The sequence below is a fragment of the Rhodoplanes sp. P11 genome (assembly GCF_964266735.1).
In the GTDB taxonomy this organism is placed as follows: Bacteria; Pseudomonadota; Alphaproteobacteria; order Rhizobiales; family Xanthobacteraceae; genus Rhodoplanes; species Rhodoplanes serenus.
This window is the reverse complement of the sequence record NZ_CAXWGY010000018.1, coordinates 213,099-225,240: the sequence shown is the minus strand read 5'-3', so window position 1 is coordinate 225,240 and position 12,142 is coordinate 213,099. Positions and strand designations below refer to the sequence as shown.

14 protein-coding genes and 1 tRNA gene are annotated in these 12,142 nt (G+C 72.1%); 6 read left to right on the top strand and 9 right to left on the bottom strand.

Annotated elements, in window-relative coordinates; all coding sequences use genetic code 11:
• Positions 1-45 precede the first annotated feature (45 nt).
• The 5 genes from ACFQUV_RS17820 to ACFQUV_RS17800 all read right to left on the bottom strand — a co-directional run bounded on the left by ACFQUV_RS17820 (position 46) and on the right by ACFQUV_RS17800 (position 3,832).
• The gene (locus ACFQUV_RS17820) at positions 46-858 is read right to left on the bottom strand and encodes a CbbQ/NirQ/NorQ/GpvN family protein (protein ID WP_129608387.1); all 813 of its coding nucleotides are present in this window, start codon (positions 856-858) and stop codon (positions 46-48) included.
• A 72-nt stretch (positions 859-930) separates the two neighbouring features.
• A complete protein-coding gene (locus tag ACFQUV_RS17815) occupies positions 931-2,283 on the bottom strand; it encodes a cbb3-type cytochrome c oxidase subunit I (protein WP_111387671.1) in 1,353 nt (450 codons plus the stop codon).
• 38 nt (positions 2,284-2,321) lie between these two features.
• Positions 2,322-2,774, bottom strand: a complete 453-nt coding sequence (locus ACFQUV_RS17810; protein WP_111387669.1) for a cytochrome c — start codon at positions 2,772-2,774, stop codon at positions 2,322-2,324.
• A 199-nt stretch (positions 2,775-2,973) separates the two neighbouring features.
• Positions 2,974-3,207 (bottom strand): cytochrome C oxidase subunit IV family protein, encoded by a 234-nt coding sequence (locus tag ACFQUV_RS17805; RefSeq protein ID WP_111387667.1) that lies wholly within the window; start codon positions 3,205-3,207, stop codon positions 2,974-2,976.
• Positions 3,208-3,253: 46 nt separating this feature from the next.
• A complete protein-coding gene (locus ACFQUV_RS17800) occupies positions 3,254-3,832 on the bottom strand; it encodes a cytochrome c oxidase subunit 3 (RefSeq protein ID WP_129608388.1) in 579 nt (192 codons plus the stop codon).
• Positions 3,833-4,072: 240 nt separating this feature from the next.
• On the opposite strand from ACFQUV_RS17800, the gene ACFQUV_RS17795 reads away from it, so the two are divergent.
• Complete coding sequence (locus ACFQUV_RS17795) at positions 4,073-4,228, top strand: hypothetical protein (protein ID WP_165363823.1); 156 nt, start codon at positions 4,073-4,075, stop codon at positions 4,226-4,228.
• Between the two features lie 82 nt (positions 4,229-4,310).
• Here ACFQUV_RS17795 and ACFQUV_RS17790 read toward each other — a convergent pair.
• Positions 4,311-4,387, bottom strand: a tRNA-Arg gene (locus ACFQUV_RS17790).
• A 135-nt stretch (positions 4,388-4,522) separates the two neighbouring features.
• Between ACFQUV_RS17790 and ACFQUV_RS17785 the strand changes: the two genes are divergently transcribed.
• Together ACFQUV_RS17785 and ACFQUV_RS17780 are read left to right on the top strand one after the other, a co-directional pair.
• Complete coding sequence (locus tag ACFQUV_RS17785) at positions 4,523-5,473, top strand: thermonuclease family protein (protein WP_129608389.1); 951 nt, start codon at positions 4,523-4,525, stop codon at positions 5,471-5,473.
• Between the two features lie 88 nt (positions 5,474-5,561).
• Positions 5,562-7,019: a M48 family metalloprotease gene (locus tag ACFQUV_RS17780; protein ID WP_244601511.1), complete on the top strand. Its 1,458-nt coding sequence runs from the start codon at positions 5,562-5,564 to the stop codon at positions 7,017-7,019.
• A gap of 32 nt (positions 7,020-7,051) precedes the next feature.
• Here the strand turns inward: ACFQUV_RS17780 and ACFQUV_RS17775 are convergent, their stop codons facing one another.
• Together ACFQUV_RS17775 and ACFQUV_RS17770 are read right to left on the bottom strand one after the other, a co-directional pair.
• Complete coding sequence (locus tag ACFQUV_RS17775) at positions 7,052-7,642, bottom strand: DUF4337 domain-containing protein (RefSeq protein WP_129608391.1); 591 nt, start codon at positions 7,640-7,642, stop codon at positions 7,052-7,054.
• A 99-nt stretch (positions 7,643-7,741) separates the two neighbouring features.
• Complete coding sequence (locus ACFQUV_RS17770) at positions 7,742-8,752, bottom strand: tyrosine recombinase XerC (protein WP_129608392.1); 1,011 nt, start codon at positions 8,750-8,752, stop codon at positions 7,742-7,744.
• Positions 8,753-8,832: 80 nt separating this feature from the next.
• Here ACFQUV_RS17770 and ACFQUV_RS17765 point away from each other — a divergent pair, with 80 nt between their 5' ends.
• From ACFQUV_RS17765 to ACFQUV_RS17755, 3 genes are all read left to right on the top strand, one after another.
• The gene (locus ACFQUV_RS17765) at positions 8,833-11,004 is read left to right on the top strand and encodes a primosomal protein N' (RefSeq protein WP_129608393.1); all 2,172 of its coding nucleotides are present in this window, start codon (positions 8,833-8,835) and stop codon (positions 11,002-11,004) included.
• 145 nt (positions 11,005-11,149) lie between these two features.
• Positions 11,150-11,410 (top strand): type II toxin-antitoxin system ParD family antitoxin, encoded by a 261-nt coding sequence (locus tag ACFQUV_RS17760; RefSeq protein ID WP_129608394.1) that lies wholly within the window; start codon positions 11,150-11,152, stop codon positions 11,408-11,410.
• A complete protein-coding gene (locus ACFQUV_RS17755) occupies positions 11,407-11,763 on the top strand; it encodes a type II toxin-antitoxin system RelE/ParE family toxin (protein ID WP_244601508.1) in 357 nt (118 codons plus the stop codon). The genes ACFQUV_RS17760 and ACFQUV_RS17755 overlap by 4 nt, the downstream gene beginning before the upstream one ends.
• Here the strand turns inward: ACFQUV_RS17755 and ACFQUV_RS17750 are convergent.
• The gene (locus ACFQUV_RS17750; protein ID WP_129608395.1) at positions 11,741-12,136 is read right to left on the bottom strand and encodes a hypothetical protein; all 396 of its coding nucleotides are present in this window, start codon (positions 12,134-12,136) and stop codon (positions 11,741-11,743) included. The two genes, ACFQUV_RS17755 and ACFQUV_RS17750, sit on opposite strands and share 23 nt — an antisense overlap.
• Positions 12,137-12,142: the final 6 nt, after the last annotated feature.

The following is a 12,142-nucleotide window of genomic DNA, read 5'->3' as shown; positions in this document are numbered from 1 at the left end:
CGACAGGCCCTGCGCCGGCCCGCTGTCCGACGCCGCGAGGCCGCCTCAGCCCACCACGGCCTTCGCCACCTCGATCAGCGCCGCCTTAACGTCGGGCTCGTCGGTCAACGGCTCGATCATCGCCGCCAGCACCGCCTCGGCGGCCGGCAGGCCGGCCATCATCAGGCTGGCGCAGTAGACGATCAGCCGGGTCGACACGCCTTCCTCGAGATCATGGCCCTTGAGGGCGCGCAGCCGGCCCGCGAGCGTCACCAGCGGCCGCACCCGCTCGGCCGGCAGGCCGCTCTCGGTCGCCACCACGGCGACCTCCTGGGCGGCCGGCAGGAAGTCGAACTCGATGGCGACGAAGCGTTGCCGCGTCGACGGCTTCAGCGCCTTCAGCAGGCTCTGATAGCCGGGATTGTAGGACACCACGAGCATGAAGCTCTTGGGGGCGGCGAGCTCCTCGCCGGTGCGCTCGAGCGGCAGGATGCGGCGGTCGTCGGTGAGCGGATGCAGCACCACGGCGACGTCCTTGCGGGCCTCGACCACCTCGTCGAGATAGCAGATGCCGCCCTCGCGCACCGCCCGGGTCAGCGGCCCGTCGGTCCACACCGTGTCGCCACCCCGCAGCAGGTAGCGGCCGGTGAGATCGGCGGCGGTGAGGTCGTCGTGGCAGGCCACGGTATGGAGCGGCAGGCCGAGCCGCGCCGCCATGTGGGCGACGAAGCGGGTCTTGCCGCAGCCGGTGGGGCCCTTCAGCAGCAGCGGCAGGCCGCGGCGCCAGGCGAGCTCGAACAGGGCGCATTCGTTGCCGGCCGGCGCATAGAACGGCGCGGTGGCGAGCGGATCACCGAGGGCGTGGACGGCGGGCTTCATGGTGGTCTCCGGGCGGTTCGGGGGGCGGGCGGCCGCGCCGGGCGCGGCCGCACAGGTCTCAGGTGCCGTATCTCATTCGGCGGGCTGGAGGCGGCCGCCGGTCGCCGCCGGGGTGAGCTTCTCGCGCCCCGGCACCAGCAGGGCCCAGACGAACATCAGAGCGGCGATCAGCACCACGACGCCGGAGCCGAGCCGCACCCAGTAGAACGGCGCGATCTGGCCCTGCACGTCCATGTAGCCCTGGCCGAGCACCCGCTGGAGATGAACCTGGACGACGCCCGCGAAGGTGAGCGCGAAGGTCATCACCGACATGGCGGTGGTCATCAGCCAGAAGCTGGCGATGCTGAGCCACTGGTTGTAGGGCGCCCGGCCGCGGAGCTGCGGCATCGCGTAGGCCATCACGGCGAGGTTCAGCATCACATAGGCGCCGAAGAAGGCGAGGTGCCCGTGCGCGGCCGTCACCTGGGTGCCGTGGGTGTAGTAGTTCACCGAGGACAGCGTGTGCAGGAAACCCCACACGCCGGCGCCGAAGAACGCCATCACCGAGCAGCCGATCGACCACAGCAGCGCCGCGTGGTTCGGGTGCTTGCGGCCGGCCTTCCAGGTCATGTGGATGGTGAACACCATCATGGCGAAGAACGGCGCCACCTCGAGGGTCGAGAACAGCGAGCCGATCCACTGCCAGTAGCCCGGCGCGCCGATCCAGTAGTAATGGTGGCCGGTGCCGAGGATGCCGGAGAACAGCGCCAGGCCGATGATGACGTAGAGCCACTTCTCGACCACCTCGCGGTCGATGCCGTTGAGCTTGATCATCAGATAGGCCAGCACCGACGCCATGATCAGCTCCCACACGCCCTCGACCCACAGGTGAACGATGTACCACCAGTACATCTTGTCGAGCGCGAGATTGATCGGATTGTAGAAGGCGAACAGGAAGAAGATCGCCACGCCCCACAGGCCGAACAGCAGGATGTTGGTGACGGTGGTCTTGCGTCCCTTCAGGGCCGTCATGGTGATGTTGAACAGGAACATCAGGCACACGATCACGATGCCGACCTTGATGGCGAAGGGCTGCTCCAGGAACTCGCGGCCTTCGTGATACTGGAACAGGTAGCCCACGACGGCGATGCCGGCCGCGGCGAAGAACAGCCAGAACTGCACCTTGGCGAGCGTCGTGCTGTACAGCTCGGTCTCGGTTTCCTCCGGCAGCAGGAAGTAGGTGGCGCCCATGAAGCCCATCAGCGACCACACGATCAGCGAATTGGTGTGGATCATCCGAACGATGTTGAAGGGCAGCAGCTCCGACAGGGTGTTGGGCAGCACGTAGATGGTGGCGGCGAGCACGCCGAACAGCACCTGGGCGAGGAACAGCGTCAGCGCGCCGTAGAAGTACAGCAGCGCGACCTTCTGGCTCTGATACGTCATGATCGGATCTCGGTTGCGTTGGCGGGCACGGGCGGCGGTCAGCCGGCGTTGTTGGGGGGCCAGCTCTGGGTCTTGATGCGGCTCGTCCACTCCAGGAAGTCGGCGAGGTCGTTCAGCTCCTGGTCGCTGAGATTGAACTGCGGCATCTGGCGGCGGCCCGGCACGCCGGACGGCTGCGACTGCATCCACGCCTTGACCATGTCGCGGGCCGCCGCCGGGTCCTCGCGACCGCCCCAGCGCACCCAGACATTGCCCAGCTCCGGGGCGAAATAGGCGCCTTCACCCAACAGCGTGTGGCAGTTGATGCAGGAGTGCTTCTCCCAGACATGCTTGCCGCGGGCCACGCTCGGCGTCAGCGTCGCCTTGTCGGTCGAGGTGTTGACCATGTACCAGTGACTGTGGGCCGTGAGGCCGACGAAGATGGCGAAGAAGAAGGCCGAACCGCCGTAGAAGACGTTCCGAGCCGCCGACTTGGTGAGGCGTTCAGCCATTGCGGGTCCTTTCGAGCGGTCGCGTGGAAGTGGTGATGCGCCGCGACGCTAGCGGCAGCGTCGGACAAGGGTCTTTGTCGATACGCAAGCAAGCTGCCGGATCGCGCCGCATCGTCGGAGATGCGCGAGGCCCGCCGCGCAGCAATACCGCTGAACGGGTCCTGCGGAACGAACCTGCGGAGCAGGCCGTGCGGCGCGATCAGTGGAGCAGGGGCGTGACGGCGGCGCCGAGGAACGTGGTGCTCACGACCAGCCACACCCAGGCACCCACGATGCCGCGCCACAACGGCGTGCTCGCCCGCAGGCCGAGGAAGTCGAGCACGACGAGGCGGGCCTTGGCGGCCGCACAGGCGACCAGCACCGTGTTGGCGATCCACGCGACCGGCAGGAGCGGCGGTAGCATCAGGCTGACGACGGCGAGAATGAGCAACATCGCCAGCGCGATATCAAGGCGGCGGGACGAGGAGGCCGGCACGGCGTCACCTGATCAGATAGAGCGACGGCATCATCACGAGCCAGACGAGGTCGACCATGTGCCAGAAGGCGGCGCCGGTCTCGACGTCGTCGGCTGCGGCGCGCCATCCGACCACGGCCAGAATGACCATGCCGAGGCCGACATGCAGCAGATGGAAGCCGGTGAGCAGGAAATAGAGCGTGAAGAAGATGCTGGTCTCCGGATCGGCGCCGCCGGCGATCTCGTGCCCGTACTCGACGAGCTTGATCCCGATGAACAGAGCGCCCAACGCGATGGCGCCGGCCGTCAGGCCGCGCACCGCGGTACGGCGGCCGCTCCGGGCCGCGGTCGCGGCGCGGGCGGCGAGCCAGCCACTGGCGATCAGCACGAGGGTGTTGAGACCGGCGAGGCCGACATCGAGCCGCGTCTGGTCGGCCGCGAAGCCGGCGGGATCGACGGCGCGCGCCACCGCGAAGGTGCCGAGCAGCAGGCCGAAGGCGGTGAGCTCGCTGAAGATCAGCACCCACATCATCGGGTGCCCCGGCAGATCGTCGAGCACGCCCCAGCCGGAGGTGTCGTGCGTCGCGTCGCTCGAAACCGTCATGTCGCGCTCCCGCGTCGCCCCACCTCCTCGCATAGGCGGACGCGGAACGACGGTCTTTGCGCATCGGCAAACAGGGGGCGCCGGGGAGCGCCGCCATTCGCCCGGTTGTTTGGTGGCGCGCAAAGGCGGCGCCGCGACATCGGTCTAGAGTGGCGGCTCGACGGAGTGCGGCGGCCGGTCCGCCTGCACGGCACGGCACGGTGGGCGGCGACGCCGCCGGAGCTTCGACGGAGTCCCGTGATGACGGATGCGCAGCTCGGCCTCATGGTCGCCACACCGATCATCATCGGCTTCGCGGTGGCGCTGCGCTGGATCGGTGCGGTGCGGACCACCGGCGCCGTCACGGCGGTGTTGCTTTCGGTCGCCATCGCGGCGCTGCTGTTTCTGACCCAATAGCGGGCGGCTGCGGCCCTGTGAGGGCGAGGTCCCGCCGCCGAGCCATCGGGTGGGGGAGCGCCGACCCTGCGTGGGGGACGGCTGGCGGTCCCGGCAGGACTCGAACCTGCGACCTTCGGTTTAGGAAACCGCTGCTCTATCCTGCTGAGCTACGGGACCGTGCCGTGCCTCGACTAGCACAATCGACGCCGCTTCGCATCCCGTCGCGCCCCTGCCGGACGTGACGGAGCCGGGCCGACGGCGGCGGCACGCGGCAGGATCGTCCGGGTGGGGCCGCCCGGTTGCGGGAGCGGGATGCCGGAACGACGATCATGGGTGCAGGACATTCCGCGCGGGCGGCGCCTTCGCCCCGGCGCGGCGCGCCTCGCCGTCGCCGCGCTGCTCATCTCGGCGGTGCTCCCGGCCACCGGCCAGGAGGTGCGGCCGACGCCGCCGCCAGCCCGTCGCGGGCCGCCGGCGCCGGCCGGCTGTGTCCTCGACGAGATCGGCCGCGGCGTCGTCGCGGCCGCCGTGGACGGGCGGACGCTCCGCCTCGCCGACGGCCGCGAGGTGCTGCTCGCCGGCATCGAGGTCCCGCCCGTGGAGGACACCTCCCTCGCGACAGCGGGCACCGCGTCGCCCGCCGCCCCGCCTGCCGGCATCGCGGCCCGTGACGGACTGGCGGCGGCGGCCGCGGGCCGCAGCGTCGTGCTGCGTCAGGCGGCGCCGCGACCGGACCGCTGGGGCCGGCTGGTCGCCTGGGCGTTCGTCGAGGGCGACGCCCTCGACGGCGACAGGCAGGCGCTCCAGCACCGGCAGCTCGCCGCCGGGCTGGCCTGGGTGGCCGGGCGCGTCGACGAGGCCGCCTGCCTGGCCGGACTGCGGGAGGCCGAGCGGGAGGCCCGGCGGGCCGATCTTGGCCTGTGGTCGCACCCCGACTATGCTGCGCTGCCGGCCGGGCTGCCGGCCGAGATTCTGCGCCGCCGCGGCGCGTTCGGGGTGATTCGCGGCCGGGTCGAGTCGGTGCGCGAGAGCGGCGGCACCGTCTACCTGAACTTCGGCCGCCGGTGGTCCGAGGCGTTCGCGGCGACGGTTCCGAAGCGGGCGGCCGCCAGCTTCCAGGCGGCCGGACTCGATCTTCCGGGGCTCGCCGGGCGGACCGTCGAGGTGCGGGGCATCGTCGAGCAGCGGGGCGGTGCGCCACGCATCGCGGTGGCCCGCCCGGAGCAGCTTTCGGCGGATGGACGGCAAGACGGCGGACGGTGAGGCGGACGACACGCCCTCCGGTTGCGCGAGAGGAGGAGCGGTGGGGTCGGGCCACGGAGGCCGGGACAGCCGGCAGGGCGGTGCCGCGGTGGCGGGCGGGCAGGTGCGCCGGCCACGGCGCGCCGTGGCGGCGCTCGCCGTGGTGCTCGGCCTGGCGGGGTCCGTGGCGGGTTGCTCCTCGTGGATCGCCGGCCTCGACCAGACTGGCAGCGTGCCGCGCGAGCCGCGCAAGAGCGGCGAGCCGTCGACTCCGGCCCAGCGCGAGCACCGCCGCATCCTCGCCTCCTATGGGGGTGCCTACCGGGACGCCCGGCTGGAAGCGATGATCGCCGCCATGGTGGACCGGCTGGTCGCCGCCTCGGAGCGGCCGGACCTCCGCTACAAGGTGACGATCCTCGATTCGCCCGCCATCAACGCCTTCGCGCTGCCGACCGGCGATCTCTACGTCACCCGCGGCCTGGTGGCGCTCGCCAACGACAATGCCGAGCTCGCCGCCGTGCTGTCGCACGAGATGGCGCATGTGCTGGCGCGCCACGCCGCCATCCGCGAGGATCAGGCCCGGCGCGTCGCCTCGGCCACCCTCGCCTCCGGCGACCCGGCCGACACCACCGGGGCGCTGGCGCTCGCCCGCACCAAGCTCGCCATCGCCAGCTTCTCGCGCGCCCAGGAGTTCGAGGCGGACGGCATCGGGGTCGGCATCGCGGCTCGCTCCGGCTTCGACCCGCACGGCGCCCCGCGCATCCTGTCGGCCATGGGCCGCTTCGCCGCCCTGCGCTCGGCCGGTGGCACCGACGCGCGCTCGCTCGATTTCCTGTCGTCGCATCCGGCCACCCCGGAGCGCATCGAGAACGCCCTGGCCAACGCCCGCCAGCATGCCGCCGGCAGCCGCGACCGCGCCGCCTTCCTGGCCGCCGTCGACGGCATGGTGTACGGCGAGGACCCGGTCGAGGGCTTCGTGCGCGGGCGCCGCTTCCTGCATCCCAAGCTCGGCTTCGGCTTCACGGCGCCGGAAGGCTTCACCCTGGAGAACACCGCCCAGGCCGTCATCGGCAGCCGCGAGGGGGGCGACCAGGCGCTCCGGCTCGACATCGTGCGGCCGGCCGGGGACCCGTCGCTCACCGCCTATCTGACGTCGGGCTGGATCGAGAACATCGACACGGGCTCGATCGAGGAGACCACGGCGGGCGGCTTCCCGGCCGTCACCGCGACCGCCAAGGGCGACCCGTGGTGGTTCCGGGTCGTGCTGATCCGCAACGGCGCCGAGGTCTACCGCTTCGTCTTCGCCGCCAAGACCCGCACCCCGGAGGCCGACCGGGCGTTTCGCGAGTCGGCCAACTCGGTGCGCCGGCTGTCGCTCGCCGAGGCGCGCAGTGCCAAGCCGACGCGGCTCGCGGTGGTCACCGTGCGGCCGGGCGACACGGTGGAGCGGCTGGCCGCCCGGATGGCGCTGCCGGACCGCCAGGTCGAGCGGTTCCGGGTGCTCAACGGCCTCGGGCCCGCCGACACACCGCGGCCGGGCGATCAGGTGAAGCTCGTCGTCGAGTGACGCCGGCGGCAGCGTCGGTCCCGGCGTCGCCGTCAGACGAAATGCACGGCATGCGGCGCGAACAGCCCGATGCCCATGAACACGATGCCGAGCACCCCGATGCCGCCGGCCGCCCAGGCCAGCGCCATCATGCCGGTGATCACCGCGGCCGAGCACATCACGATGCCGATCTGGAACGCCGCCGAGGCGACCTCGTAATGGTGATAGCGGGCGAGCGCGGTGTCGCGCTCGTGCTCCAGGCTCTCGGCGTGGGCGCGCAGCTCCTTGCGGCCGTCCTTCTCCTTGGGGTCGGACTCGTAGCGCGCCACCGTGGCCCGCCAGGCGTCGATCTGCTTGCGCAGCGCCGCCTTCTGCTCCTCGGTCGGGGCCACCGCCACTTGCAGCTCCATCGCCTCGGCGGCGGCGCGCAGCGAGGTCTGCCGCACCGTCTTGGCCTGGAAGAAGTTCCAGGTGTCGGACGCCTTGATGTTGAGGCCGATGGCCTCGGTCTGGGCGCTCTTGCCGAGCGTCTCGGAGAACGCCAGGAACAGGGCGATCACCGCGATCAGGAGGGCGATCTGCTTGTTGTGGCCGGCGGCGTGCTCGGCGTGCTCGTGGTGCTCCAGGGTCTCGTGCGAGCCCATGCGGTGTGTCCCCCTCCGGCGTGACGTGCCGCACGCATGTAGCGGACCCGGCGGCGGGTGCAAGAGGTGTCCATGGACCGGGGGTCGCGGCGGGTGCCGCTACCGGCGCGGGTGGGCGGCCCGGTACACCTCCAGAAGGCGCTCGCTGTCGATGCCGGTATAGATCTGGGTGGTCGACAGCGAGGCGTGGCCGAGCAGCTCCTGGATGGCGCGCAGATCGCCGCCGCGCATCAGCAGGTGGGTCGCGAAGGAGTGGCGCAGCGCATGCGGGGTGGCGGTGTCGGGCAGGCCGAGGGCGCCGCGCAGCCGCTCCATGACGAGCTGGATGATGCGCGGCGACAGCGGCCCGCCCTTGGCGCCGACGAACAGCGGCCCGGTGTCGGGCAGCGCGTAGGGGCACAGCGCGACGTAGTCGGCGACCGCCTGGAGCACCGGGCGCAGCACCGGCACCATGCGGCGCTTGTTGCCCTTGCCGGTGACCACGACGACGTCGCCGGCGCCGGGCGCCGGCACGTCGCGCCGCCTCAACCCCAGCGCCTCGGAGATGCGCAGCCCCGAGCCGTAGAGCAGTGCCAGCACCGCGGCGTCGCGCGCCAGCACCCACGGCTCGCGGGCCTCGCCGGCGCGCAGGTCGACGTCGGTGATCCGCCGGGCGTCGCCGATGGCGAGCGGCTTCGGCAGGGTCTTCTCCACCTTGGGGGCGCGCACCGCGGCGAGCGCCGTGATCTCGGCCAGCCCGTCGCGGGCGAGCAGGCGGGCGAAGGAGCGCATCCCGGCGAGCGAGCGCATCAGCGAGCGGCCGGCGACGCCCACGCTGCGGCGGGCCGCCAGGAAGGCGCGGATGTCGGCGGTGGTCAGGCGACCGAGCGCCGCCAGCGTCACCCGCCCGCCCAGATGCTCGGCCAGGAAGGCCAGCACCTGGCGGACATCGCGCCCATAGGCTTCGACCGTCTTGGGCGACATCCGCCGCTCGGCGCCGAGATGGACGAGCCAGCGCCCATAGGCGACCGACACCTCGGGCGCTGCGAACGGCAGGTCGATCCCGTCCGGCTGCACCTCGCTGGGCGGTGCCCCGCTTGGCGGTGCCCCGCTCGCCTTCGTCCTCGCCATCGCGGTCCCCGCTCGCCTTGACATGGCCCCATATTCGGGGCGGATCGTTCACCTTTCGTCAACCGCCGGGGTTCGTGCGCATGGCCCGCCGCATCGTCGACGTGCTGGTTCCGGTCGCGCTCGACCACCCGTACTCCTACGCGGCCGGCGACCTGCCGGTCGCCGCCGGCGATGTCGTGCGGGTGCCGCTCGGCCGGCGCGAATGCACCGGCGTCGTGTGGGGCGACACCGCCGCGCCCGACCCGCGCCTCGACAACCGCATCAAGGAGATCGCCGCCAAGCTCGACGTGCCGCCGCTCAACCCCGAGCTGCGCCGGCTGGTCGACTGGGTGGCCGGCTACACGCTGGCGCCGCGCGGCATGGTGCTGCGGATGGCGCTGCGCATGGGCGAGGGGCTCGGCCCGGCGCGCGAGCGGGTCGGGGTGCGGCTCGCCGGGCCGCCGCCCGAGCGGATGACGCCGGCGCGCGCCCGCCTGCTGGCCCTCCTCGCCGACGGCCTGGTGCGTGCCAAGGGCGACGCCGCCCGCGAGGCCGGGGTGTCGGCCGGCGTCGTCGACGGGCTGATCGACGAGGGCACGCTGGCGACGGTCGTGCTGCCGCCCGATCCGATCGCCGGCGCGCCCGACCCCGGCTTCCGGCCGCCCGCGCTGTCCGACGCCCAGGCGACCGCCGCGGCGGCGCTGCGCGAGGCGGTCGCAGCCGCCGACTTCTCGGCGCTACTCGTCGACGGCGTCACCGGCTCGGGCAAGACCGAGGTGTATTTCGAGGCGGTGGCGGAGGCGGTGCGCCGCGGCCGCCAGAGCCTGATCCTGATGCCGGAGATCGCCCTCACCACCCAATCGCTCGACCGCTTCGCGGCCCGCTTCGGGGTGCGTCCGGCCGAGTGGCACTCGGAGGTGTCGCCGCGTCGTCGCGCCCGCACCTGGCAGGCGGTCGCCGAAGGCAAGGTGCCGGTGGTGGCAGGCGCCCGCTCGGCGCTGTTCCTGCCGTTCCGGGATCTCGGCCTGATCGTCGTCGACGAGGAGCACGACCCTGCCTACAAGCAGGAGGACGGGGTGCGCTACCACGCCCGCGACATGGCGGTGGTGCGGGCCAGCATCGCGAAGATTCCAATCGTGCTCGCCTCGGCGACACCGTCGGTCGAGACCGAGGTGAACGCCCGCAAGGGGCGCTACCGGCGGCTGCCGCTGCCGCAGCGGTTCGGTGGCCAGGCGCTGCCGCATGTCGAGGCGATCGATCTGTCGCGCGAGGGGCCGCCGCGCGGCCGCTGGATCGCGCCGCGGCTCGCCGAGGCGGTGAAGCTCGCCATCGAGCGCCGGCAGCAGGCGCTGCTGTTCCTCAACCGCCGCGGCTACGCGCCGCTGACCCTGTGCCGCGGCTGCGGCTATCGCTTCGCCTGCCCGCAATGCGACGCCTGGTTGGTCGATCACCGTTTCCGCCGGCAGCTCGTCTGCCACCATTGCGGCTTCTCGACCGGGCATCCGGCCGCCTGCCCGAACTGCGAGGCGACCGACTCGTTCGTCGCCTGCGGCCCCGGGGTCGAGCGGCTCGCCGAGGAGGTCGGGACGCTGTTCCCGCAGGCGCGTGTGCTGGTGATGTCGAGCGATCTCCTCACCGACGTCGACACGCTGCGCGAGGAGCTGCGCTCGATCGAGGAGGGGCGTGTCGACATCGTCATCGGGACGCAGCTCGTCGCCAAGGGGCATCATTTCCCGCGCCTCAACCTGGTCGGCATCGTCGACGCCGATCTCGGCCTCGCCAACGGCGATCCGCGCGCCGCCGAGCGCACATTCCAGCTCCTCGCCCAGGTGGCCGGGCGGGCGGGGCGCGAGGAGGGGCAGGGCGTCGGCCTGATCCAGACCCACCAGCCGGAGCATCCGGTGATGCGGGCGCTGATCGCCGGCGACCGCGAGGCGTTCTATGCGAGCGAGATCGCCACCCGCGAGCGCACCGGCTATCCGCCGTTCGGGCGGCTCGCCAGCGTCATCGTCTCGGCCGCGACGCGCCCGGCCGCCGAGGCGTATGCGCGAAAGCTCGCCGCGGCGGCGCCGCGCGACGAGCGGGTGCGGCTGCTCGGCCCGGCCGAGGCGCCGGTGTCGCTGTTGCGCGGCCGCCACCGCTTCCGCCTGCTGTTGAAGGCGCCGCGCGGCCTCGACCTGTCGGGCTATGTGCGCGACTGGCTCGCCGTCGCTCCGAAGGTGACCGGCGACCTCGCCCGCGAGATCGACATCGATCCGATGAGCTTCTTGTGAGGGCGGCGCCCGGCGGCGTGTCCCGGGCGGAGCGCGACGCGGCGCGTCGTGCGGAGACCCGGGACCCGGGGCGCGGGGCGCGGTCAGCCGACAGGGTTGTGGGACCGGCGACGCCGCCCTACCTTGAGTATCTCAGGAGTCCGCCATGGCCGATCTGGAACGACTGACCGTCGCGCTGCCCGCATCCCAGGCGAACGCGGTTCGCTCCGCTGTCGCGACGGGTGAGTATTCCTCGCCGAGCGAGGTCCTGAGCGATGCGCTCCGGGTCTGGGAGCAGCGGCGGGTGCGCGAGACCGAGCTGTTGCGGCGACATTGGGACGACGGCAAGGCCAGCGGACTCGCCGGTGCACGGGATGCCGCGACGGTGATCGCCGAGGAGAAGGCGCGAAAAGCCGGCCGATCGTGATTCGCCTCGTCTACACTCGCCGGGCCGACGCCGACATCCGTGCCGTCTGGCGCCATGTCGCGGCCGAGAACGAGTCGGCTGCGGATCGCATCCTGATCGCCTTGATGGACAGGATCGAGAGCTTGCGACGCCATCCGCGCCTCGGTCCCCGGCGTCCCGATATCCGGCCGGCGGCCCGCGTGCTCGTCGAAGGCCATCATCTCGTTCTACGAGCTCCATCCCGACACCGACGACGGTCCGGTCGACTGGATCGAGGTGGTCGGCATCGTGGATGGTCGCCGCGATCTCGCGTCCTTGTTCTGAGACCCATCGTCACGAGCCCACCGCCCGCTACCCTGCCGCCTCCACGGTGACCACCTGGAAGGTGTGCAGCTCGCCGTCCTCGTCGCGGATCGAGACATACTCGCCGGGCTCGAAGGCGTGGGCGCCGAAGCGGTAGCCGGCCTCGTCGTCGGTCTCGGCCGTCTGGTCGTAGTCGAACACCCAGCGGGCGTGCTCCTTGCCGCCCGGCTTGTGGACCAGCCGGCCGATCTCCTCGTCCTCGCCCCAGAAGCGGCGCACCCGGCAGCGGTCGCGGTGCTTGTGCCACAGCTCGGCATCGATGTGGCCGTCCGGACGCAGTGGCGCCACGAACTCGTAGCCGTGCCGTGCCGAGCCGAGCGGAAACGCCTTGGAGCGGGCGAGATTCATCCGGATGCGCTTGAACGTGTGCGGCAGCTGGGTCATGGCGGC

Excerpts from the sequence above, each read along its gene's own strand:
- ACFQUV_RS17820 (WP_129608387.1), bottom strand. The coding sequence starts at position 858 with ATGAAGCCCGCCGTCCACGCCCTCGGTGATCCGCTCGCCACCGCGCCG.
- ACFQUV_RS17815 (WP_111387671.1), bottom strand. The coding sequence starts at position 2,283 with ATGACGTATCAGAGCCAGAAGGTCGCGCTGCTGTACTTCTACGGCGCG.
- ACFQUV_RS17810 (WP_111387669.1), bottom strand. The coding sequence starts at position 2,774 with ATGGCTGAACGCCTCACCAAGTCGGCGGCTCGGAACGTCTTCTACGGC.
- ACFQUV_RS17805 (WP_111387667.1), bottom strand. The coding sequence starts at position 3,207 with ATGTTGCTCATTCTCGCCGTCGTCAGCCTGATGCTACCGCCGCTCCTG.
- ACFQUV_RS17800 (WP_129608388.1), bottom strand. The coding sequence starts at position 3,832 with ATGACGGTTTCGAGCGACGCGACGCACGACACCTCCGGCTGGGGCGTG.
- ACFQUV_RS17795 (WP_165363823.1), top strand. The coding sequence starts at position 4,073 with ATGACGGATGCGCAGCTCGGCCTCATGGTCGCCACACCGATCATCATC.
- ACFQUV_RS17785 (WP_129608389.1), top strand. The coding sequence starts at position 4,523 with ATGCCGGAACGACGATCATGGGTGCAGGACATTCCGCGCGGGCGGCGC.
- ACFQUV_RS17775 (WP_129608391.1), bottom strand. The coding sequence starts at position 7,642 with ATGGGCTCGCACGAGACCCTGGAGCACCACGAGCACGCCGAGCACGCC.
- ACFQUV_RS17770 (WP_129608392.1), bottom strand. The coding sequence starts at position 8,752 with ATGGCGAGGACGAAGGCGAGCGGGGCACCGCCAAGCGGGGCACCGCCC.
- ACFQUV_RS17765 (WP_129608393.1), top strand. The coding sequence starts at position 8,833 with ATGGCCCGCCGCATCGTCGACGTGCTGGTTCCGGTCGCGCTCGACCAC.
- ACFQUV_RS17760 (WP_129608394.1), top strand. The coding sequence starts at position 11,150 with ATGGCCGATCTGGAACGACTGACCGTCGCGCTGCCCGCATCCCAGGCG.
- ACFQUV_RS17750 (WP_129608395.1), bottom strand. The coding sequence starts at position 12,136 with ATGACCCAGCTGCCGCACACGTTCAAGCGCATCCGGATGAATCTCGCC.